The sequence below is a fragment of the Polynucleobacter parvulilacunae genome (assembly GCF_018881715.1).
In the GTDB taxonomy this organism is placed as follows: Bacteria; Pseudomonadota; Gammaproteobacteria; order Burkholderiales; family Burkholderiaceae; genus Polynucleobacter; species Polynucleobacter parvulilacunae.
Genome location: NZ_JACVPW010000001.1, coordinates 769055 through 786808, shown reverse-complemented (window position 1 = coordinate 786808; position 17754 = coordinate 769055). Strand labels below are relative to the sequence as shown.

Genomic DNA, 17754 nt, shown 5'->3' with positions numbered 1-17754 from the left:
AATCCAACATGCTATTTATAAGCCATTGATTTATATAACAATTAATTCGGGCTTAAAACTGCAATTAAACCCATTTTCTACTACCCTCACCATCAATCAAGGACTTACAGCTCCATTCCAAAAAAGTTTTGCACAGAGTTATCCACAGGCTAGCTTTCTGAAACAGGCTTTTTAATTCAGCTAAAGTACTGAGCTTATGTACTCCATCTTACTATCCGCTGGCTGGCCTATTTGGCCCCTCCTTATTATTTCTATTTTGGGCCTGGCTATCGCCTTAGAGCGTGGCTGGTATTTGCGACAAACACATATTTTCCCCAAAAACTGCCTAGAAACTACTTTTTCCCTTGCCAATCAAATGCTTGGGGCTAAATCCAGTATTTCTGAGCAACAAATTGCTCAATTATCAAATCTCTCGCCCGTAAGTCCCTTGCTCGCCTGCACTCTCAAAGAGAAATTGTGCGGAAGCAGTCCAGATTCAGCGCTAGAAGAATTGCAAGCTACTGCACAGACCACTTGGCTCAAGCTAGACCGCTACCTAGGCGCACTAGCAACGATTGCCACGATCGCCCCATTGTTGGGTTTATTTGGCACAGTGGTTGGCATGATTGAAATCTTTGGTAGTCAGGGTGCAATCAATGGTGCCGCTGGCAGCCCCCAACAATTAGCCCACGGAATTTCTGTTGCTCTATACAACACTGCATTTGGATTATTGATTGCGATTCCCGCATTAGCCGCTTGGCGTGGTTTGCGTGCAATGGCAAACCAACGTCAACGCGAGTGTGAAGAATTTACTCGCCAACTATTTAAGAAACTTTACCCCAGCGACGCTGTTGGCACTTCTAAATGAGTTGGTTAGATTTGCATCCACACGCAAAGAGAAAGTTTTCTCTGGGCAGCAGTACTACATCTATAGAACCAGAAATTAATCTCATTCCGTTTATTGATGTGTTGTTGGTAGTGCTGATCTTTTTGATGATCTCCACTACCTTTACTCGTTACCAAGAACTCGCAATTACTTTGCCAACTGCTAACGGCAGTGAGAGCCAGACAGAATTAAAACAAATTCATATTGCAGTCAGTCGTGATGGTCGCTTTGCGGTTAATGGCAAAGTCACCGATCGCTCTCAGTTAAGCAGTGCATTAACTCAGCTCAATGGGCAAAGTGGCCAAAAGGAAGGTAGCAGCCCCCTGCAGGTGAATATTGATGCAGATGCTAAAGCACCCCATCAAGCCGTGATGAGCGCACTTGAAGCGGCGCGAGATGCCAATCTCTCCAATATTGTCTTTAGCAGCCAATCCAATAACCAAGCCAAGAAATAATTACCGATTTAAGAAACCATTCCTCATGTCATTTTCTTTTTTCCGTAAAGCACCCAAGTTCTGGGAAAGGCGTGGTCCTACCAGCTTATTGCTGTGGCCGCTCTCTTGGGTCTATGGCTTGGTGGTGCGTGTTCGTAAATTAATTCAGGATACGGGCCTAGTAAAACTCAAGCCTGCGCCAGTGCCGGTAATCATTGTGGGCAATATTCGCGTAGGCGGAACTGGAAAGACGCCTATCGTCATTGCACTAGCAGAACGCTTGCAGCAACTCGGATGGAGACCCGGAATTATCAGTAGAGGCTACGGCTCCTCTTCACAAACTTCACCACTGCAAGTTAACAGCAGCTCTGATCCCGACTTAGTTGGCGATGAACCAGTCTTAATTGCCAAACGTACGCATAATCAATTTCCAATCTGGGTTTTTCCAAAGCGTCAAAAAAGTATTCGGGCCTTACTCAAACGTTCTCCAGATGTAAATGTGATCATTAGTGATGATGGCCTGCAACATAGCGGCCTAGCTCGCTGGCCTGCTCGCGAAGGCGGACGTGATATCGAATTCGTAGTTCGTGATGGGCGTGGCGAAGGCAATCGTTTTCTATTACCTGCCGGTCCTTTACGTGAACCCGCTACACGTGAGCGTGATGCCACCTTATTTACAGGAAAAGCAAAAGGTATTGAATCTAAGCTTGGCCCACAAGATGAATACTTTTTAGGACGTCGCGCATTCTCACTCTTGGGTAATTTAGAGAATGCTTATCAATTGATCAACCCAACAAATACACAGTCGCTTGCTCAAGTTGCCGATAGCTATTTGCCCAATAAGATTACCGCTGTTGCTGCACTAGGCAATCCACAGCGCTTTTTTGACGATCTACTGAAACAAGGTATTGCCGGTAAAACGATTTCATTGCCCGATCACGCTAAATATAACCCTGAGTTCTTTGAGAAGATCAACGCGCAATGCATCCTGATCACCGAAAAGGATGCTGTGAAGTGTGCAGGCATTTCTGATGATCGCATTTGGGTGGTACCGATGAAGCTGTCTTTGCCAGACAGTTTGGCTGATTGGCTGCAATCCATCCTGCAAAGACCTGACCCCTACCGCTACACCTTGTAGCTTAGGCATACATAGCACTACACTGTGTCATCACTTACTTAGACTGACTATCAAAGAAATCATGGATAAACGACTGCTCGATATTTTGGTTTGCCCTTTATGCAAAAGCCAACTGCATTTAGATGCCGATAAACATGAGCTGATTTGCAAAGCCGATCGCTTGGCCTACCCTATACGCGATGATGTTCCCGTCATGCTCGTCGATGAAGCGCGCAGCATGAGTGCTGATGAAATCAATTAATTAAATACACATCACTCTTTAATGAACGCTGACTCTAAGGCTCCTGATTTTTTAGTGGTGATTCCAGCTAGACTGGGATCGACTCGCTTACCGCGCAAACCCTTGGCAGACATTGGTGGCAAACCGATGGTGATTCGAGTTGCTGAACGTGCTAAGCAATCACTTGCGCAAAGTGTTGTGGTGGCGACTGATTCGCCAGAAATACAAGCAGCTTGCGATGAGCATCGCATCGAGTGTTTACTCACTAGCGAGAATCACCCAACCGGAACCGATCGCATTGCTGAGGTTGCGCAATTATTAAAGCTACCTAGCAATACATTGATCGTGAATGTGCAAGGTGATGAGCCACTGATTCCACCAGAATTGATTAATCAAGTTGCCAGCACTTTGGCAGCACATGAGCAGTGTGCTATCTCCACGGTTGCCGTTCCTATTACCGATGATGCAGAGATCAATAATCCCAATGTGGTGAAAGTCGTTCTCAATCGATCAGGTGAGGCGTTGTATTTTTCAAGAGCGCCGATTCCCTTTGTGAGAGATGCAGGGGCAAGTCAAAAAACTGAGCATTTACGCCACCTAGGCATCTACGCCTACCGAGCCGACTTTTTACAGGCCTATACCCGTCTAGAGGCAGCGCCTCCAGAGCAGGCTGAAGCCCTAGAACAGCTCCGCGCCCTCTGGAATGGTTACCGCATAGCGGTTCATACCGCCTCAGAAGCTCCGCCAGCTGGGGTAGACACCCCAGAAGACCTTGAAAGAGTGCGCCAGCTACTAGCTCGCTCCTAAGCCAATAAGCCAATGCCCCGCTAGCTTTAAGCTTCTCGGGGATAATCCTAGGCAATAGGTATATAAGATCCCAACAAAATACGGGACAATGTCAGCTCTTCTAAGGGGAAAACAATGCGGTTGATTCTGCTCGGTGCACCAGGTGCTGGAAAAGGCACACAAGCTCAGTTCATTTGCGAAAAGTTCGCAATTCCACAAATTTCCACAGGCGATATGTTGCGTGCTGCTGTGAAAGCGGGAACTGAACTCGGCGTTGCTGCTAAAAAAATTATGGATGCGGGTGGCCTCGTTTCTGATGACATCATCATTGGACTCGTAAAAGATCGCTTGACCCAACCAGATTGCAGCAAAGGTTATTTGTTCGATGGTTTTCCAAGAACTATTCCTCAAGCACAAGCCATGAAAGATGCTGGCGTGCCAATTGATTACGTATTAGAAATCGACGTGCCATTTGATGCCATCATTGATCGCATGGGTGGACGTCGTGTTCATCCAGCTTCAGGCCGCACTTATCACATCAAATACAACCCACCAAAGGTTGCAGGCAAAGATGATGTCACTGGCGACGACCTCATTCAGCGTGATGATGACAAAGAAGAAACCGTGCGCAAGCGTTTGCAGGTTTACGATGATCAAACCCGTCCACTAGTTGAGTACTACTCATCTTGGGCTGCGCAAGGCAGCCCAGCAGACAAGGTAAAAGCGCCAGCCTATCGCAAGGTAAGCGGTACTGGTAGCGTTGAAGACATTACTGCTTCTATTTTTGCTGAATTGAAATAACACGCTTATTAGCCTTCCAAAAAGGGGTTGCTTCGGCAACCCCTTTTTCATTGTCAAGATATGGGTTAATATATCTATACCACTAAGTGGTATATTTTTAGATGACCAAAAAACGCATCTTAAAAACAAAAACTTTTTCACGATGGCTAAATAAAAATGATTTAAATAATCACCAGTTATTAGAAGCGGTCGAAGAAATGGAAAAAGGGCTTGTTGATGCCGACCTTGGCTGTAATGTTTATAAAAAACGGGTGAAGCTTCCTGGTATGGGGAAAAGGAGTGGCGCCAGAATCATTGTGGCCACTAAACTTTTAAAACGGTGGTATTTGATATTTGGGTTTTCAAAAAATGAAAGGTCAAACATCAGCAATGATGAGCTGCTCTCTTTACAAGAAACCGCCAAGAGATTGCTCCATTTGTCTGACCAAGAAATAGAGGCGGCCATTTATGCCAACCAATTAAAGGAATTAAAAATCGATGAAAAATAATAAGAAAAGTCGAATTATTCAAGAGATGCAAGAAACTGTTCTGGGCTTGCATCAGGCTGGCGTCATTACCAAGAGGAGTTTGGAGGAGTTTGAAGCCCTTCATAACCTTGATGTAAAACCCATGAGCCCTAATCGAATCAAACGATTACGTGTAAAAACCCATCTTAGCCAAGCAGTATTTGCTGTGACGATTAACGCTAGCCTTTCGACTGTTCAAAAATGGGAAGCTGGAGACAAAAGCCCGAGCGGGCCATCTTTGAAGCTTTTATCTCTGATTGAGAGAAAAGGCTTGGGCGTAGTTCTATAAAACCTAGATTACTTTAACTCTTTTAAAGCGCTCTCAAAAGACTCGATATCGGCAAAGCTTCTGTAAACCGAAGCAAAACGAATATAAGCCACCTTATCAAGACGCTTGAGTTCACGCATTACCAGCTCACCCACACGCTCACTAGGAATCTCTTTTTCGCCAAGACTGAGGAGCTTTTCTTCAATGCGAGCAATAGATTCATCTACAGAGTCCGAAGAGACTGGGCGCTTACGTAACGCAAGTTTGATTGAGCTAGCCAACTTATCGTGACTATATTCGACCCGGCTACCGTTCTTTTTAACGATTGCCGGGAGCGCCAACTCAACACGTTCATAGGTTGTAAAGCGCTTGTCGCACTTGGCACAACGTCGACGGCGACGAATAGTGTCGCCCTCGTCAGATACCCGGGTATCTAGAACCTGGGTATCTTCGTTATGGCAAAAAGGGCAGCGCAATGAACTCTTCTTTTCTTAATTGAGGTAGATAGTGCTTAATTGGGGCTTAACCGTAAACCGGGAAGCGCTTAGTCAATTCAGCAACTTGAGCGCGTACCTTAGCGATATTGTCTGCATCATTTGGATTGTCCAAAACATCCGCAATAAAGTTACCCACTTGTCTTGCTTCTGCTTCTTTAAATCCACGTGTAGTCATCGCAGGTGAGCCTAAACGAATACCACTAGTCACCATTGGTTTTTCTGGATCGTTTGGAATACCGTTCTTATTACAAGTGATATGCGCTTCACCTAAGACACGTTCAGCTTCTTTACCGGTCATTTTCTTAGCACGTAAATCTACCAACATCACGTGAGAATCAGTACCTCCAGAAACAATTCGCAAACCACGTGCAATTAAAGTTTCTGCAAGCGCTTTTGCATTAGCAACTACCTGCTTTTGGTAATCGATAAAGCTAGGTTCCTGAGCCTCTTTGAACGCTGCTGCCTTACCTGCGATCACATGCATCAAAGGGCCGCCCTGTAAGCCTGGGAAGACTGCAGAATTAATTGCCTTCTCGTGCTCAGCCTTCATCAAAATGATGCCGCCACGTGGGCCGCGCAAGCTCTTGTGAGTAGTAGAGGTAACGATGTCTGCATGTGGCACTGGGTTTGGATAAACACCAGCTGCAACTAAGCCAGCATAGTGCGCCATGTCGACCATGAAAATCGCGCCAACTTCTTTTGCCAATTTACCAATGCGCTCAAAATCAATTTTTAGAGAGTAAGCAGAGGCACCAGCAATAATGAGTTTTGGTTTGTGCTCACGCGCGAGACGTTCCATTTGCTCGTAATCGATCTCTTCGTTTTTATCGAGACCGTATGCGATTGGGTTAAACCATTTACCACTCATGTTTAAAGCCATGCCGTGGGTCAAGTGACCGCCTTCGGCAAGACTCATACCCATGAAGGTATCACCCGGTTTTAAGAAAGCCAGAAACACTGCTTGGTTAGCAGATGCTCCGCAATGGGGTTGTACGTTTGCCGCTTCAGCACCAAATAATGCTTTAACGCGATCAATCGCCAATTGCTCAGCAACGTCCACGAATTCACAACCGCCGTAGTAACGCTTGCCTGGATAGCCTTCAGCGTACTTATTGGTCAACTGAGAGCCTTGAGCCTCCATTACTGCTGGTGAGGTGTAGTTCTCAGAAGCAATCAGCTCGATATGGTCTTCCTGACGCTTGTTTTCGTTCTGAATGGCTGCCCATAATTGGGGATCGGTTTTGGCTAAAGTGTTTTGACGGTCAAACATGGTGATAATCCTGAAGAAGTTGGATTGCTGCGTTAATTAACTTAGTAAAATCAACCTACATCATACAAAATCCACCATGACCTCCACACAAGACCTCTCATTCCTCTCCCTAGTCCTCAATGCCAGCCTATTAGTACAGTTGGTAATGTTGTTATTACTCAGCATGTCAGTAGCTTCTTGGACCATTATTTTCAAGAAAACGGCTGTTTTGCGGGGGGTCCGCCAGGACACCGAGCGCTTTGAGCGCGATTTTTGGGCCGGTGGAGACCTCAACACCCTTCTGGAGGCCGCCCAGCGCAATACCCGCAGTGACGCCGTCCTGGAGCACATCTTCGAGGCTGGAATGCAAGAGTTCACCAAGGGTCGCGAGATTGACGCCGCCCGCCGTGCCATGAAAGCCACCTACCAGCGTGAAATGGACCTTTTAGAGGCTAATTTGCCCTTCTTAGCATCCGTAGGCTCAGTTTCCCCCTACATCGGCCTTTTTGGCACCGTCTGGGGGATCATGCACTCCTTCCGCGGCCTAGCCAATGTTCAGAACGCGACTCTTTCTGCAGTAGCTCCTGGTATTGCAGAAGCTTTGATTGCCACAGCAATTGGTTTGTTTGCTGCTATTCCTGCAGTGGTTGCTTACAACCGCGCTGCAACTGATGTTGATCGCCTGTCGATTCGCTTTGAAACTTTTATTGAAGAGTTTACGAATATCTTGCAGCGTCAAACTGCTGGACGCTGATTGAACCGATAAGAAAATTATGGCTGGATCTTCATTACGCAAAAATAAACGTCGGGCAATGTCTGACATTAACGTCGTTCCTTATATCGACGTCATGTTGGTATTGCTCGTGATCTTTATGGTCACTGCACCAATGGTAAATCCTGGCGTCGTAAACCTGCCAACCGTTGGTGGCGCAAAAGTGCAATCTTTACCTCCAATATTTTTAACAATCGATGCCAACGAAAATGTCATCGTGCGCAAAGATGGCGACCCAACACAAACCTTGAATAAATTTGAACTTGGCGCCTTTGCCCGGTCGCAAGCAGAAAAATCTGCCGAACAGCCGATTGTGATTGCCGCAGATAAATCCATCAAATATGAAACGGTCATGGAAGTCATGTCCAAACTAAAAGAGAATGGCGTGAAGCGTGTCGGCCTCGCGGTCAAGACCCAGTAAGGCTCTGGCCTTCATAGCTGCTCATGAATAGCGCACCTACTTTTCAGTCACCCCTCTCGCAATTCAAGCGAGGACGTTTTACGAAACAAGAAAGTACTAAGCGCGCATTTACTTTTTCGTTAATAGCGCATTTAGGTTTACTCGCTTTTTTGATGATTGGTATTAGTTGGAATAACAGCACTTCATCTGGAGTTGAGGTTGAACTTTGGGACTCTGCTCCTCAAGTAGAAACTCCACCAGAACCAGAGCTAAAAACGGAAGTTAAAGAAGAAGCTGCTGATATCGCCATCAAGAAAAAGAAGGTAGAGAAAGAACCGCCTAAAAAAGAAGTGGTGAAAGAGAAACCAAAGCCAGTGAAACCTCCTCCACCTAAGGAGAAGGCTAAAGAAAAAGAGCCGAAGAAGGAAGAGCCTAAGAAAGCTGAAGCACCTAAAGCACAATCACCTACTGAAACTAAAGCCAATGCCGCAGCAGAAAAAGCACGTGCCGATCAATTAGCGCGTTTACGTGCAGCTGCTGGTGCTGAAGGTGGTAGTGGCGGCACAGTTGGCAGTGGTGTTGGTGGCGGGGGCAATGCACCTCCGGGCTGGACCGATAAAGTCATCAAGAAGGTCAAGCCATTGATCGTCTTCAACCCAGAGTCAGTGAGCGGCAACCCTGCAGCCGTCATTTTGGTGAACCTTGCGCCAGATGGGGCTATTTTGAGCACCAGCATTCAGTCCTCTAGCGGTAATGCCGGTTGGGATCGCGCGGTCTTACTCGCTCTTTCACGTGCAGAGAGCCTGCCAAAAGACGACAATGGCAAAATTCCTCAACGCGAAGTAAAGCTGACTTTTAAACCCAAGGATTAATGCATGTTGCAAATAGCAAAAAGACAGATACAGAAACTGGCATCACAACTGAATTCTTTTAGCTTGGTCATGTTTGCGCTATTCATTGGCATGGCGACACCCGCACATGCGCAAATGAACATCGAAATCACTGGCGTAGGTCAATCACTCTACCCAATCGCAGTGATGCGTTTTAAAGATGAAAATAAATTACCTACCAGCGTCACCGAAATCATTCGTCAAGATTTAGCTCGTAGTGGTTATTTTAAAAATACCGAAAATGGCAATGCTGTTGAGAGTGATGAGGGCACACCAAATTACAAATCATGGGCTGCACGTGGCGCCGATGCACTCGTGGTTGGCTCTGTTGTCCAAACCGGCAACAACCAGTTCGATATTCACTACAAGTTATTTGATGTTCGCAAATCCCAAAGTCTGGGCGGCTTAAATCTCAACTCAAGTACAGATAATTTACGTGCAGCTGCGCACAAGATTGCCGATGACATCATCTTCAAGTTACTCGGTGAACGTGGCGTATTCTCAACCCGCCTCTCTTATGTCATCAAGGATGGCAAGCGCTATCGCCTGGTGATCTCTGACGCTGATGGTCAAAACATTCGTAATGCGATGAATAGTGGCGAGCCCATTATTTCTCCGTCATGGTCTCCTGATGGCAAGAAGGTTGCCTACGTTTCCTTTGAAGATCGTAAGCCAGTCATTTATGTTCATGAGCTCGCAACCGGTCGTCGCATTTCTCTTTCAAATCAAAAGGGCAATAACAGTGCGCCAGCATGGTCTCCTGATGGCAAGAAATTAGCCATCTCATTATCTAAAGATGGTAATACTCAGATCTACGGCATTAATGCAGACGGCACAGGATTGCATCGCTTAACTCGTGGCAACACGATTGACACTGAACCACAGTACTCCGCTGATGGTCGCTATATTTATTTCACGAGTGATCGTGGTGGCAACCCACAAATCTATCGCATGAGTGCAGATGGCGAACAAGCTGAGGGCGTAAAACGCGTTACCTTCAAACAAGGTTTCGTGACATCACCTCGTATCTCACCAGATGGCAAGTATTTGGCATACATCGCCAATATCGGTGGCGCCTATCGTCTCTATATTTTGAATCTCGCTACCGGTGATGCTCAGGCACTAACCGATGGCACCAGTGATGAATCCCCTTCCTTTGCTGCCAATGGCCGCTATGTTCTGTATTCCACCAAGGTGGGTGGCAAACGAGTGCTGGCTGCTGTTTCAGTCGATGGCAACTCCAAACAAGTATTGAGCATTCCAGGATCTGACGTGCGTCAGCCATCTTGGGGTCCTTTTATGGACTAAGTCCATAACCAGCAATAGTGCCTAAACCCCTTTTTAGCGGTTGAAATAGTCACTTTTGATGTTCTTGGGGGCATAATATTGTCTATTGATTCATTTATAGATTCAGCCCGTAGGAAAAAGGAAAAATTCATGAAGATTTCTATCGCACGTCGCGCAGCGACATTTGCCCTCATCGGTGCCACCGCATTTCTGATGGCCGCTTGCTCTAGCGTTAAGTTAGACGATACAGACGGCGCTAATGGCAGCGGTAGCGGCAAATTTGGCTCACAGCCATGGAATGATCCAAGCAGCCCACTTTTCGAGAAGAGTGTTTACTTCGGCTTCGATGAATACACCGTTCAGACTAAATATCAAAAAATGTTGTCTGCCCACGCGAGCTACTTAAAAGCAAACCCAAAGCAAAAGATCATTATTCAAGGTAATACCGATGAACGCGGCACAGCCGAATATAACTTGGCACTTGGCCAACGTCGTTCTGATGCAGTTCGCAAATCATTAAATTTGATGGGCGTCTCTGACGATCAAATGGAAGCAGTCAGTTTTGGCAAAGAGAAGCCAAAAGCAGAAGGTGATAATGAAGCAGCTTGGGCAGAAAATCGCCGGGCTGATATTGTTTACATCACTAACTAATGAAGATGCTTTCTCACTCAGTAAAACAAACGCTCTCACGAGCGTTTTGTTTAAGTGCTGCACTCATTTGCTTGGGCGCCTCTAACAGCGCGTGGGCTCTCTTCTCTGACGATGAGGCACGCAAGGCTATTTTGGATCTACGTAAGTCTCTAGCTACTACCCAGCTTGAGTTACAAGGCCAAATCGACAAACTCAAAACAGAAAATGCAGAGTTACGCGGTAAGGTAGAGGAGCTTGAAAAGCAAGGTGAAGACATTAGCACTAGTCAGAAAACTTACTACCAAGATCTCGATTCACGTCTAGGTAATTTTGAGCCACGCACTATAACTATTGAAGGCGTCTCAGGCACAGTTCAGCCTGGTGAGAAGAAAGCTTACGACGATGCGTTAAAAGCATTTCAGGCGGGTAATCTGAAAAAAGCTGACGATAACTTTGCTGCATTCATAGCGAAGTATCCAAAGAGTCCCTACTTACCACTCGCTCTCTACTGGAGCGGCAATAGCAAATATGCCAATAAAGAATATGCTGGCGCAATCAATCAACTCCAAAGCCTGATTAAACGCTATCCAAACCACCCACGTATTCCTGCAGCAATGGTGACTTTAGGTAACGCCCAATTAGAAAGCGGCAACAAAGCGGCAGCTAAAAAAACATTTAGCGACATTATTGCCAAGTATCCAGATACAGATGCAGCTAAGGATGCGCAGCAACTGATTGCTGGCGCTAAGTAATTAATCCTCTATGTCTAAGCTTTCTGCCGCATTTGAATCTCTGGCGCCCCGTAAAGCGGGCGCTCCTGCGGTCATCTTGTTTTCTGGTGGCCTAGACTCCACTACTGTTCTAGCGCTTGCGAAAGACCTTGGATATACGCCCTATGCACTATCCGTAGGCTATGGTCAGCGTCACTCTTCTGAGCTAGCAGCGGCAAAACATATTGCTAAGCAAATCGGAGTGGCAAGGCATGAGGTGGTCAATCTAGATCTCACCCGTTTTGGGGGCTCTGCCTTAACTGATTCATCGATTGCAGTTCCAACTACCCCAGGCAAAGATCAAGAAATCCCCGTCACTTATGTTCCGGCGCGCAATACGATTTTGTTATCACTCGCCTTAGGCTGGGCAGAGTCATTGGGTGGCCTTGATATTTTCTATGGCGCTAACTCAGTGGACTATTCGGGCTACCCCGATTGTCGCCCAGAGTATGTCGCTTCTTTTGAGCACATGGCCAACCTTGCTACAAAAGCAGGTGTAGAAGCCATCAATGATGCAAATCGTTTTAGAGTACATGCGCCGATTATCAATCTGACCAAAGCGCAAATCATTCAATTAGGCAGCACCATGGGTGTGGACTATTCGCAAACTGTTTCTTGCTATCAAGCGAATGATTTAGGCGAAGCCTGCGGTGAATGTGAGTCTTGCCGCCTAAGGCAAGTAGGGTTTCAGCAGGCTAACCTAACTGACCCGACCCGCTATAGATAAACCCCTTTAATTTGAATAAACCCTTAGGGCCATTAGGCCCTATTTTTTTGTGTTTGACATTTATTAAAAAGCACATAATAATGCACTAAATTATGGGTATTTTTATATGAGCCTTACACAAACAATTCACGCAAAAACCACCGTCAGCATGACTGATTTGAGACGTAATCCAAGCAAGATCATGGAGATTGCAGGAGATCTTCCTGTGGCCGTCTTAAACCACAACAAGCCCGAAGCCTACCTACTATCCGCTAAGGCATACGAGGCTTTGCTCGACTTAATTGATGATGTATCACTCATCAAAACTATTCAGGCTCGTAAGGGTGGAAAAACAGTGAAAGTGAAGCTTGAAGAGCTTTAATCTTGAGTTTCATGCGCTTGCATTAAAAGAATGGCAAAAATTAGACAACTCAATAAAAGAACAATTTAAAAAACAATTACAAAAACGTCTTATTAATCCGAGAGTGGCCTCTGCAAAGCTACATGGTGATCTAGACAACTTTTATAAAATTAAACTTAGAGCTGTTGGCTATAGATTAGTTTATGAAGTTATTGATCACAAACTTGTAGTTCTAGTAATTGCAGTAGGTAAGCGCGATCAAGATGCCGTATACCGAAAAGCAGATAGCAGGAAATAAGTAAAAAATTACTTTTCTTGCGTCTGAAGCATACGTGCTACATAGCGTGCAATTAAATCTACTTCCAAATTCACTGCATCACCCTGCTTGAGATTACCCAGCGTGGTGTTTTCCAGAGTATGTGGAATGATATTGATATTGATAATGCAAGAATTTGCTGTGTCTTCAGTTTGGTTCACTGTCAGCGATACACCATTGACAACGATAGAGCCTTTGTAAGCCAAGTATTGCGCCAGTTCTTTTGGTGCTTCGATACGAAGCAACCAAGAGCCATAAGCATCGTTTACCACTTGAGCAAAGTGAGCGACTTTGCCAACGCCGTCCACATGCCCGCTGACTAAATGACCACCCAAGCGATCGTTGAGACGCATTGCCTTCTCAAGGTTAACTGGGCCAACTTGATCTAGACCAACCGTTTTATTCAAAGACTCACGAGAAATATCGAGAGCAAAAGAATTGCTTGTTAATTGGATAGCTGTCATGCAGGCACCCTGAATAGCAATACTGTCACCCAAGACCACATCGTCCAAATAACCGTCTGGCACCTCTACGAGAAGATGAAGGCCGTCACCCTTAGCTTGGGCGCTTTTGATTTGACCGATGGCGGTAATGATTCCTGTAAACATAGAGAGATTTTAGTTCTTAGCTATTTTTAATTAAACGTAAACGCAGATCCGGACCAAAAAGCGCTTGATCAATAATCTGCCAGTTCTGGCGCTGGCCCAAATCATTTAAGAGACCGACATTCGCTATTCCAATACCATCACCCATCAAAAATGGGGCGTAGTAGAGTAGTAACTCATCTACACAATTCTCTTTGAGCATTGAGCCATTGAGCTTAAATCCAGATTCGATATGAATTTCATTCATCTCACGCTCTTTAGCGAGATAGGAAAACAAACTTGGTAGATCAACCTTACCAAATGCATTAGCCATCGCAATCACCTGAATACCCTGCACTTCAAAAGCCTTCGCTTTTGCTTGCATCTCAGGGTTATCTAAATTTGCACAGACGATCAAAATGCCAGACTGCTCTGGGTTTTGCAAGATCTTCGCGTTAGTTGGTGTTTCCAGCTTGGAATCAATAATGATTCGAGCGGGCTGTCTTTGGGTCTCTACTTCTCTCACATTGAGACTTGGATCATCTTCTTTTACTGTGCCAACACCTGTGACAATCGCGCAAGCTTGTGCACGCCAGTGATGACCATCAGCCCTAGCAAGTGGTCCTGTAATCCATTGACTGCGGCCATCGGGCAAGGCAGTTTTGCCATCTAAGCTTGCCGCAATCTTCATACGCACCCAAGGCAAGCCACGCGTCATTCGTGAAATAAATCCTGGGTTTAAGGAACGTGCTTCGACCTCCATTAACCCAGAGTGCACTTTAATTCCCGCAGCTTTTAGTCGCTCTAGACCTTTGCCAGCCACCAAAGGATTGGGGTCAGTCATCGCCACAAATACAACTGCCGGTTTTGCTGCAATCAATGCATCTACGCAGGGTGGTGTACGTCCCGTGTGACTACAAGGCTCAAGTGTGACGTACACAGTTGCACCAGTAGGATCATTTCCGAGGGATTTGGCATTAGCCAAGGCTTGCACCTCAGCATGAGCGCTACCCACCTTTTGTGTAAAACCTTTTCCAATGACTTGGCCATCTTTAACGATGACGCAACCCACTCTAGGATTGGGGTTGGATAAATAAAGTGCTTTGTGAGCCTCGGCTATTGCCTCGCTCATAAACTGGTGGTCAACTGCGCTGTACATGGGGTCTATTAAACCATTCAATGGCAACGCTTTGCATCTCTAGCTGGGTCACAGATCCGCCAACGTCCTCCGCTGCCCAAAATCATTTGGCGCTCCACGCCCGGGGCTCTGCTGTGACCCAGGATTAATCGATTCGCCACAAACCCGCCTTGGGCCGTTTTAGCAGCGCCTGCCGCATTAAATAGAATGCCTCTCTTGCCAGAATTGGGGTCAATGAATTGCTTGCCGCCACCCTGAAAGTAAATAGGGCTAATCCTTGCCTGTGAGATCCAGGACTTATCAATGCAACCGGCTATTACGGGCTTTCCGCTACAAGCACTTTTAACCACCCACCCCTCCTCCCACCGGTCACCAGAAATAGGTGCAAGGAGCACGGGGCGGCCTAAATGCAAAGCCTGCTGACGAGCTAAATGGGCGTGCAAAATAAATCTTCTAGCAATGGTTTCGATTTCTCGAGCTGCGATTTGTTCTTGCAATAAAGGCATCGTCGTCATAGCAGCAATCGCAATGATTAAAACTACCGCCATGAGTTCTAGCAAACTAAATCCATTTTTTGCATCAATGGATCGCCGTAAATATAGATTGGATTTATTCAAACACTTGTCGCCAGTTGACGCGAGTTGCAACGCCCGTTTTTTCATCGATGAAAACACCGATCTGTATTGCTGGCTTTTCTTTACTCGAAATCAGCCACCGATTTTTTCCTGCAGACTGAATAAAGCATGCATTCTCTTCTAAGTTTGAAATATTGGTAATGTTTTGCTCGCACTCTAAGACTAGTTTTTCAGAAGCCATGAAATGTTTCTGAGCAATTTCCATAGTGTGTACTTCTACGATACGTAATGCATTCAACCTCTCCAAATAATTGATGAGAGAAGAACAAAGTAAGAGCAGTGAAATAACCCAAGCCAAGATCATGGTAGATTTCTCGTCGCAAAAGTTCGCTCTAGATCCAAATGAAGCTTGGCCCCGTCAGTCATTTGTAGCTTGACCTTAAACAGCCTTTGGCCCCTCCTAGAATGGGCTTCATTGGCATTTAGCTCCTCAATCAATAATCCGTTTATCCCATTCATTAAGGTAGTGTTTTGAACGCGTCCCTGGCGATCAAGCGACTGGCATATTAGCGAACCACCATTCACCTTCTTACCCTTCGGAACTCCTGCCTGACGATCCACCAAGAATCCTTGCATAGCTAAATTATTTTTGGTCCGATCTTTAGAAAGGGCATTTCCAATGCAATCAAAATCTACACCCGCGGATAATTCATGATGAATGCTTAACGAATCAGATCCACGGAATCCTGATTTTTTATTTATCTCTAGAAACGAATTTGTATGGGCTTGCCCTGACTTTTGGTTTGAGATTTGTGGGGATTGAATATTGCGATACCCAGCCATACGAATAGCGCGCCCAATGAGTTCAAATGCACGATCTGCCTCTGCAATTAAAGATTGTGATTTCTCATACTCAATTTGTTTGATGACCAAATTAGCGCTTGTTTTTAATAATGGGTTGAGTAGAAGTACGCACAGAGCGATTCCGATCAGACACTCGAGCAGACTCATTAATTAAAGATTCGCTAGGTAGATTGAGATTGGCTCTAGCCCGCTCTCGCATTTCAAAAGCATCCAATTCCTTTCTAATTTGAGATCTTTTACTTTCTTGCTGACTCAGGATTAAAGCCAGTCGTTGATAAGCTCCAACCGAGATGGTCCAGACCCCCAGAATGAGGCTCAGCGCCACTAAAACTTCGAGCAATATGAACCCCTGGCAGTTTTGAGAACCGATTCTTGGGTCAAAGCACTGTTTAGGGGGCATTGCCTATTTTCTAAGGCAGGCCTGCGAACTGAAACTCTCGTCTAAGGCTCCTGCCGTCAGAAAGTCAGGATATTGGGGTAGGACTGAACAACAAGCAGGTCCTGCGCTTAAAATAGAGGGCTATGCCAAATACCCTTGCCTCCACCGAAGAAATTATTGCCGAGCTGCGTGCCGGAAAGATGGTGATCCTTGTCGATGAAGAGGATCGCGAGAACGAGGGTGATTTAGTCCTGGCTGCGGATTACATTACGGCTGAGGCAGTCAATTTCATGGCTAAGTATGGTCGCGGTCTCATTTGCTTAACCCTCACCCGCGAGCGCTGCCAACAAATCAACCTTCCCTTGATGGTTCGGGATAACGGCACATCGATGGGAACTAACTTCACCGTATCTATTGAGGCGGCTAGTGGCGTTACTACTGGCATCTCAGCAGCTGATCGTGCGCTGACGATTAAAACTGCAGTAGCACCAAATGCTAAGCCCAGCGATCTAGTTCAGCCCGGGCATATTTTTCCATTAATGGCCCAGCCTGGTGGCGTACTTATTCGCTCAGGACATACTGAAGCAGGTTGTGACTTAGCAGCTATGGCAGGCTGCTCACCAACCTCCGTGATTTGTGAAATTATGAAAGACGATGGCAGCATGGCGCGTCTTCCAGATCTTCTCGAATTTGCCAAAGAGCATCAATTAAAAATTGGCAGCATCGCTGATCTCATTCAATACCGCAGTCAGCATGAAAGTATTGTGGTTCGCGAAGGCAGTAGAGAATTCATTACCCCTTGGGGCAAATTTCAAGGCATTATTTATCGTGATACGCCAAGCTCATGTGTTCATATTGCTCTGGTTAATGGCAAGCCATCTGAGGCTCAAGAGACTTTAGTACGTGTACATGAGCCCGTCACTGTTTTAGATTTTCTGGATGCGAATGTCAGCACACATTCCTGGCCATTAGCTAAAGCCTTGGAAGAGCTGGCTGCTGCCCCTGCTGGCGTTGCAGTTCTTCTAAATGCCTCAGGTATCGCTGCCCCGAATGATCAAGATTGGCTTGCCCAGTTCCAAAAACTAAATCAGTCACAGGAAGAGGCTAAGAAACCTTTGGCCAGAAAAACCGATTTCAGAAGTTACGGTATTGGCGCTCAAATCTTGAAAGATATTGGTGTTGGCAAAATGTGCTTACTTGCAAACCCCAGCCCCGTTCCAAGCCTGTCTGGTTACAAGCTCGAAGTAACAGGCTACAAGCCTTACACTCCTTAATACTCAACCAATACTCAACTAATACTCAATTAATAATCAATTAA

At 45.8% G+C, this 17754-nt stretch carries 25 protein-coding genes; 18 read left to right on the top strand and 7 right to left on the bottom strand.

Annotated features, from left to right (window positions below):
- Positions 1-196: 196 nt before the first annotated feature.
- The 8 genes from ICN18_RS04155 to ICN18_RS04120 all read left to right on the top strand — a co-directional run bounded on the left by ICN18_RS04155 (position 197) and on the right by ICN18_RS04120 (position 5039).
- On the top strand, positions 197-847 hold the full coding sequence (locus ICN18_RS04155) for a MotA/TolQ/ExbB proton channel family protein (protein ID WP_216189211.1): 651 nt from the start codon (positions 197-199) through the stop codon (positions 845-847).
- The gene (locus ICN18_RS04150) at positions 844-1320 is read left to right on the top strand and encodes an ExbD/TolR family protein (protein ID WP_216189210.1); all 477 of its coding nucleotides are present in this window, start codon (positions 844-846) and stop codon (positions 1318-1320) included. The genes ICN18_RS04155 and ICN18_RS04150 overlap by 4 nt, the downstream gene beginning before the upstream one ends.
- 25 nt (positions 1321-1345) lie before the next feature.
- Positions 1346-2437, top strand: a complete 1092-nt coding sequence (gene lpxK / locus ICN18_RS04145; RefSeq protein WP_216189209.1) for a tetraacyldisaccharide 4'-kinase — start codon at positions 1346-1348, stop codon at positions 2435-2437.
- A 61-nt stretch (positions 2438-2498) separates the two neighbouring features.
- Positions 2499-2678, top strand: a complete 180-nt coding sequence (locus ICN18_RS04140; protein ID WP_216189208.1) for a Trm112 family protein — start codon at positions 2499-2501, stop codon at positions 2676-2678.
- Positions 2679-2699: 21 nt separating this feature from the next.
- Positions 2700-3464, top strand: a complete 765-nt coding sequence (gene kdsB / locus ICN18_RS04135; RefSeq protein ID WP_216189207.1) for a 3-deoxy-manno-octulosonate cytidylyltransferase — start codon at positions 2700-2702, stop codon at positions 3462-3464.
- Positions 3465-3578: 114 nt separating this feature from the next.
- Positions 3579-4244: an adenylate kinase gene (gene adk, locus ICN18_RS04130; RefSeq protein WP_216189206.1), complete on the top strand. Its 666-nt coding sequence runs from the start codon at positions 3579-3581 to the stop codon at positions 4242-4244.
- Between the two features lie 101 nt (positions 4245-4345).
- The gene (locus ICN18_RS04125; protein ID WP_216189205.1) at positions 4346-4732 is read left to right on the top strand and encodes a type II toxin-antitoxin system RelE/ParE family toxin; all 387 of its coding nucleotides are present in this window, start codon (positions 4346-4348) and stop codon (positions 4730-4732) included.
- Entirely contained in the window at positions 4722-5039 is a 318-nt protein-coding gene (locus ICN18_RS04120; protein ID WP_216189204.1) for a helix-turn-helix domain-containing protein, read from the top strand. The genes ICN18_RS04125 and ICN18_RS04120 overlap by 11 nt, the downstream gene beginning before the upstream one ends.
- Positions 5040-5047: 8 nt before the next feature.
- Here ICN18_RS04120 and nrdR read toward each other — a convergent pair whose 3' ends face one another.
- The gene (nrdR, locus tag ICN18_RS04115; RefSeq protein WP_215360817.1) at positions 5048-5494 is read right to left on the bottom strand and encodes a transcriptional regulator NrdR; all 447 of its coding nucleotides are present in this window, start codon (positions 5492-5494) and stop codon (positions 5048-5050) included.
- 46 nt (positions 5495-5540) lie between these two features.
- Positions 5541-6785, bottom strand: a complete 1245-nt coding sequence (gene glyA, locus ICN18_RS04110; RefSeq protein ID WP_216189203.1) for a serine hydroxymethyltransferase — start codon at positions 6783-6785, stop codon at positions 5541-5543.
- A 76-nt stretch (positions 6786-6861) separates the two neighbouring features.
- Between glyA and tolQ the strand changes: the two genes are divergently transcribed.
- From tolQ to ICN18_RS04065, 9 genes are all read left to right on the top strand, one after another.
- The gene (gene tolQ / locus ICN18_RS04105; protein ID WP_215392052.1) at positions 6862-7518 is read left to right on the top strand and encodes a protein TolQ; all 657 of its coding nucleotides are present in this window, start codon (positions 6862-6864) and stop codon (positions 7516-7518) included.
- A 19-nt stretch (positions 7519-7537) separates the two neighbouring features.
- Positions 7538-7957 (top strand): protein TolR, encoded by a 420-nt coding sequence (tolR, locus tag ICN18_RS04100; protein WP_216189202.1) that lies wholly within the window; start codon positions 7538-7540, stop codon positions 7955-7957.
- A 23-nt stretch (positions 7958-7980) separates the two neighbouring features.
- Positions 7981-8808, top strand: a complete 828-nt coding sequence (locus ICN18_RS04095) for an energy transducer TonB (protein ID WP_216189201.1) — start codon at positions 7981-7983, stop codon at positions 8806-8808.
- Positions 8809-8811: 3 nt separating this feature from the next.
- Positions 8812-10134, top strand: coding sequence for a Tol-Pal system beta propeller repeat protein TolB (gene tolB, locus ICN18_RS04090; protein WP_216189200.1), 1323 nt, complete (start codon positions 8812-8814; stop codon positions 10132-10134).
- A 129-nt stretch (positions 10135-10263) separates the two neighbouring features.
- The gene (pal, locus tag ICN18_RS04085) at positions 10264-10764 is read left to right on the top strand and encodes a peptidoglycan-associated lipoprotein Pal (protein WP_216189199.1); all 501 of its coding nucleotides are present in this window, start codon (positions 10264-10266) and stop codon (positions 10762-10764) included.
- Entirely contained in the window at positions 10764-11495 is a 732-nt protein-coding gene (gene ybgF / locus ICN18_RS04080) for a tol-pal system protein YbgF (protein ID WP_216189198.1), read from the top strand. Before pal ends, ybgF begins: the two co-directional genes overlap by 1 nt.
- Before the next feature lie 10 nt (positions 11496-11505).
- Positions 11506-12240: a 7-cyano-7-deazaguanine synthase QueC gene (gene queC, locus ICN18_RS04075; protein ID WP_216189197.1), complete on the top strand. Its 735-nt coding sequence runs from the start codon at positions 11506-11508 to the stop codon at positions 12238-12240.
- 106 nt (positions 12241-12346) lie between these two features.
- Complete coding sequence (locus ICN18_RS04070; RefSeq protein ID WP_215362623.1) at positions 12347-12601, top strand: type II toxin-antitoxin system prevent-host-death family antitoxin; 255 nt, start codon at positions 12347-12349, stop codon at positions 12599-12601.
- Complete coding sequence (locus ICN18_RS04065; RefSeq protein ID WP_216189196.1) at positions 12588-12878, top strand: type II toxin-antitoxin system RelE family toxin; 291 nt, start codon at positions 12588-12590, stop codon at positions 12876-12878. Before ICN18_RS04070 ends, ICN18_RS04065 begins: the two co-directional genes overlap by 14 nt.
- Positions 12879-12886: 8 nt before the next feature.
- On the opposite strand, the gene ICN18_RS04060 is transcribed toward ICN18_RS04065, so the two are convergent.
- The 5 genes from ICN18_RS04060 to ICN18_RS04040 all read right to left on the bottom strand — a co-directional run bounded on the left by ICN18_RS04060 (position 12887) and on the right by ICN18_RS04040 (position 16204).
- Positions 12887-13504, bottom strand: coding sequence for a riboflavin synthase (locus ICN18_RS04060; protein ID WP_216189195.1), 618 nt, complete (start codon positions 13502-13504; stop codon positions 12887-12889).
- Between the two features lie 16 nt (positions 13505-13520).
- The gene (gene ribD, locus ICN18_RS04055) at positions 13521-14639 is read right to left on the bottom strand and encodes a bifunctional diaminohydroxyphosphoribosylaminopyrimidine deaminase/5-amino-6-(5-phosphoribosylamino)uracil reductase RibD (protein ID WP_216189194.1); all 1119 of its coding nucleotides are present in this window, start codon (positions 14637-14639) and stop codon (positions 13521-13523) included.
- 17 nt (positions 14640-14656) lie between these two features.
- Positions 14657-15235 (bottom strand): GspH/FimT family pseudopilin, encoded by a 579-nt coding sequence (locus ICN18_RS04050; RefSeq protein ID WP_255532061.1) that lies wholly within the window; start codon positions 15233-15235, stop codon positions 14657-14659.
- Positions 15228-15434, bottom strand: a complete 207-nt coding sequence (locus ICN18_RS10440; RefSeq protein WP_255532060.1) for a hypothetical protein — start codon at positions 15432-15434, stop codon at positions 15228-15230. The genes ICN18_RS04050 and ICN18_RS10440 overlap by 8 nt, the downstream gene beginning before the upstream one ends.
- 119 nt (positions 15435-15553) lie before the next feature.
- Positions 15554-16204, bottom strand: coding sequence for a hypothetical protein (locus ICN18_RS04040; RefSeq protein WP_216189191.1), 651 nt, complete (start codon positions 16202-16204; stop codon positions 15554-15556).
- Positions 16205-16579: 375 nt separating this feature from the next.
- Between ICN18_RS04040 and ribBA the strand changes: the two genes are divergently transcribed.
- Entirely contained in the window at positions 16580-17710 is a 1131-nt protein-coding gene (gene ribBA, locus ICN18_RS04035) for a bifunctional 3,4-dihydroxy-2-butanone-4-phosphate synthase/GTP cyclohydrolase II (protein WP_216189190.1), read from the top strand.
- The last annotated feature ends 44 nt before the right edge of the window (positions 17711-17754 follow it).

Bases quoted from the DNA above. Each gene is read 5' to 3' on its own strand.
- ICN18_RS04155 (WP_216189211.1), top strand. From the start codon at position 197: ATGTACTCCATCTTACTATCCGCTGGCTGGCCTATTTGGCCCCTCCTT.
- ICN18_RS04150 (WP_216189210.1), top strand. From the start codon at position 844: ATGAGTTGGTTAGATTTGCATCCACACGCAAAGAGAAAGTTTTCTCTG.
- lpxK (WP_216189209.1), top strand. From the start codon at position 1,346: ATGTCATTTTCTTTTTTCCGTAAAGCACCCAAGTTCTGGGAAAGGCGT.
- ICN18_RS04140 (WP_216189208.1), top strand. From the start codon at position 2,499: ATGGATAAACGACTGCTCGATATTTTGGTTTGCCCTTTATGCAAAAGC.
- kdsB (WP_216189207.1), top strand. From the start codon at position 2,700: ATGAACGCTGACTCTAAGGCTCCTGATTTTTTAGTGGTGATTCCAGCT.
- adk (WP_216189206.1), top strand. From the start codon at position 3,579: ATGCGGTTGATTCTGCTCGGTGCACCAGGTGCTGGAAAAGGCACACAA.
- ICN18_RS04125 (WP_216189205.1), top strand. From the start codon at position 4,346: ATGACCAAAAAACGCATCTTAAAAACAAAAACTTTTTCACGATGGCTA.
- ICN18_RS04120 (WP_216189204.1), top strand. From the start codon at position 4,722: ATGAAAAATAATAAGAAAAGTCGAATTATTCAAGAGATGCAAGAAACT.
- glyA (WP_216189203.1), bottom strand. From the start codon at position 6,785: ATGTTTGACCGTCAAAACACTTTAGCCAAAACCGATCCCCAATTATGG.
- tolQ (WP_215392052.1), top strand. From the start codon at position 6,862: ATGACCTCCACACAAGACCTCTCATTCCTCTCCCTAGTCCTCAATGCC.
- tolR (WP_216189202.1), top strand. From the start codon at position 7,538: ATGGCTGGATCTTCATTACGCAAAAATAAACGTCGGGCAATGTCTGAC.
- ICN18_RS04095 (WP_216189201.1), top strand. From the start codon at position 7,981: ATGAATAGCGCACCTACTTTTCAGTCACCCCTCTCGCAATTCAAGCGA.
- tolB (WP_216189200.1), top strand. From the start codon at position 8,812: ATGTTGCAAATAGCAAAAAGACAGATACAGAAACTGGCATCACAACTG.
- pal (WP_216189199.1), top strand. From the start codon at position 10,264: ATGAAGATTTCTATCGCACGTCGCGCAGCGACATTTGCCCTCATCGGT.
- ybgF (WP_216189198.1), top strand. From the start codon at position 10,764: ATGAAGATGCTTTCTCACTCAGTAAAACAAACGCTCTCACGAGCGTTT.
- queC (WP_216189197.1), top strand. From the start codon at position 11,506: ATGTCTAAGCTTTCTGCCGCATTTGAATCTCTGGCGCCCCGTAAAGCG.
- ICN18_RS04070 (WP_215362623.1), top strand. From the start codon at position 12,347: ATGAGCCTTACACAAACAATTCACGCAAAAACCACCGTCAGCATGACT.
- ICN18_RS04060 (WP_216189195.1), bottom strand. From the start codon at position 13,504: ATGTTTACAGGAATCATTACCGCCATCGGTCAAATCAAAAGCGCCCAA.
- ribD (WP_216189194.1), bottom strand. From the start codon at position 14,639: ATGTACAGCGCAGTTGACCACCAGTTTATGAGCGAGGCAATAGCCGAG.
- ICN18_RS10440 (WP_255532060.1), bottom strand. From the start codon at position 15,434: ATGGCTTCTGAAAAACTAGTCTTAGAGTGCGAGCAAAACATTACCAAT.
- ICN18_RS04040 (WP_216189191.1), bottom strand. From the start codon at position 16,204: ATGAGTCTGCTCGAGTGTCTGATCGGAATCGCTCTGTGCGTACTTCTA.
- ribBA (WP_216189190.1), top strand. From the start codon at position 16,580: ATGCCAAATACCCTTGCCTCCACCGAAGAAATTATTGCCGAGCTGCGT.